This is a genomic window from Paraburkholderia denitrificans (assembly GCF_042655705.1).
Lineage (GTDB): Bacteria > Pseudomonadota > Gammaproteobacteria > Burkholderiales > Burkholderiaceae > Paraburkholderia > Paraburkholderia denitrificans.
The window spans coordinates 1-2,673 of the sequence record NZ_JBHSMP010000059.1 but is presented as its reverse complement, the minus strand read 5'-3'; the positions used below and the strand labels follow the sequence as shown (position 1 = coordinate 2,673).

Genomic DNA, 2,673 nt, shown 5'->3' with positions numbered 1-2,673 from the left:
TTCGGGAGCAAGGCACACCTGTTATAGGATCAAGCCTTACGGGCAATTAGTATCAGTTAGCTTAACGCATTACTGCGCTTCCACACCTGACCTATCAACGTCCTGGTCTCGAACGACCCTTCAAGGGGATCTAGTCCCCGGGGAAGTCTCATCTTGGGGCGAGTTTCCCGCTTAGATGCTTTCAGCGGTTATCTCTTCCGAACATAGCTACCCGGCGATGCGACTGGCGTCACAACCGGTACACCAGAGGTTCGTCCACTCCGGTCCTCTCGTACTAGGAGCAGGCCCCCTCAAACTTCCAGCGCCCACGGCAGATAGGGACCAAACTGTCTCACGACGTTTTAAACCCAGCTCACGTACCTCTTTAAATGGCGAACAGCCATACCCTTGGGACCGGCTACAGCCCCAGGATGAGATGAGCCGACATCGAGGTGCCAAACACCGCCGTCGATATGAACTCTTGGGCGGTATCAGCCTGTTATCCCCAGAGTACCTTTTATCCGTTGAGCGATGGCCCTTCCATACAGAACCACCGGATCACTATGACCTGCTTTCGCACCTGCTCGACTTGTCAGTCTCGCAGTCAAGCACGCTTATGCCATTGCACTATCAGCACGATTTCCGACCGTACCTAGCGTACCTTCGTACTCCTCCGTTACCCTTTGGGAGGAGACCGCCCCAGTCAAACTGCCTACCATGCACTGTCCCCGACCCGGATCACGGGCCAAGGTTAGAACCTCAAACAGATCAGGGTGGTATTTCAAGGACGGCTCCATGCAGACTAGCGTCCACACTTCACAGCCTCCCACCTATCCTACACAAACCGGTTCAAAGTCCAATGCAAAGCTACAGTAAAGGTTCATGGGGTCTTTCCGTCTAGCCGCGGGGAGATTGCATCATCACAAACACTTCAACTTCGCTGAGTCTCGGGAGGAGACAGTGTGGCCATCGTTACGCCATTCGTGCAGGTCGGAACTTACCCGACAAGGAATTTCGCTACCTTAGGACCGTTATAGTTACGGCCGCCGTTTACCGGGACTTCAATCAAGAGCTTGCACCCCATCATTTAATCTTCCGGCACCGGGCAGGCGTCACACCCTATACGTCCACTTTCGTGTTTGCAGAGTGCTGTGTTTTTATTAAACAGTCGCAGCCACCAGTTTATTGCAACCCCTTCACCCTTCTGGCGCAGGCCAGTCAAGCTACAGGGGCGTACCTTATCCCGAAGTTACGGTACCAATTTGCCGAGTTCCTTCTCCCGAGTTCTCTCAAGCGCCTTAGAATACTCATCTCGCCCACCTGTGTCGGTTTGCGGTACGGTCACTGCTGAACTGAAGCTTAGAGGCTTTTCTTGGAACCACTTCCAGTTGCTTCTTCCCCGAAGGGAATGGCCTCACACCCTTGAATCCTGCGCCCGGATTTGCCAAGGCGCCTTCTCCAATGCAAGGACCGGGACTTCCAACACCCGGACAACCTTCCGCGATCCGTCCCCCCATCGCATTCAGCAATGGTGCAGGAATATTGACCTGCTTCCCATCAGCTACGCATTTCTGCCTCGCCTTAGGGGCCGACTCACCCTACGCCGATGAACGTTGCGTAGGAAACCTTGGGCTTACGGCGAGGGGGCCTTTCACCCCCTTTATCGCTACTCATGTCAGCATTCGCACTTCCGATACCTCCAGCACGCTTTTCAACGCACCTTCGCAGGCTTACGGAACGCTCTCCTACCATGCAGATAAATCTGCATCCGCAGCTTCGGTAACTGGCTTAGCCCCGTTACATCTTCCGCGCAGGACGACTCGATCAGTGAGCTATTACGCTTTCTTTAAAGGGTGGCTGCTTCTAAGCCAACCTCCTGACTGTTTTAGCCTTCCCACTTCGTTTCCCACTTAGCCAATTTTAGGGACCTTAGCTGGCGGTCTGGGTTGTTTCCCTCTTGACACCGGACGTTAGCACCCGATGTCTGTCTCCCGTGATTGCACTCTTCGGTATTCGGAGTTTGCTATGGCGAAGTAATCCGCAATGGACCCTTCAACCATGACAGTGCTCTACCCCCGAAGGTGATACACGAGGCACTACCTAAATAGTTTTCGGAGAGAACCAGCTATTTCCAGGTTTGTTTAGCCTTTCACCCCTATCCACAGCTCATCCCCTAACTTTTCAACGTTAGTGGGTTCGGTCCTCCAGCACGTGTTACCGTGCCTTCAACCTGGCCATGGATAGATCACCTGGTTTCGGGTCTACACCCAGCGACTGGACGCCCTGTTCGGACTCGCTTTCGCTACGCCTGCCCTATTCGGTTAAGCTTGCCACTGAATGTAAGTCGCTGACCCATTATACAAAAGGTACGCCGTCACCCCTTGCGAGGCTCCGACTGTTTGTATGCATGCGGTTTCAGGATCTGTTTCACTCCCCTCCCGGGGTTCTTTTCGCCTTTCCCTCACGGTACTGGTTCACTATCGGTCGATCACGAGTATTTAGCCTTGGAGGATGGTCCCCCCATCTTCAGACAGGATTTCACGTGTCCCGCCCTACTTGTCGTACACCCAGTTCTTCCATTTGGTTTTCGGCTACGGGGCTATCACCCGCTATGGCCGCACTTTCCAGAGCGTTCGCCTAACCAGACAGATAAAGAGTACAGGCTGATCCCATTTCGCTCGCCACTACTTTGGG

Annotated in this window: 1 rRNA gene; it reads right to left on the bottom strand. The window is 53.8% G+C overall.

The features are described 5' to 3' along the window. Positions 1–25: 25 nt before the first annotated feature. A 23S ribosomal RNA gene (locus tag ACFPTO_RS25150) occupies positions 26–2,673 on the bottom strand; the annotation flags it as partial.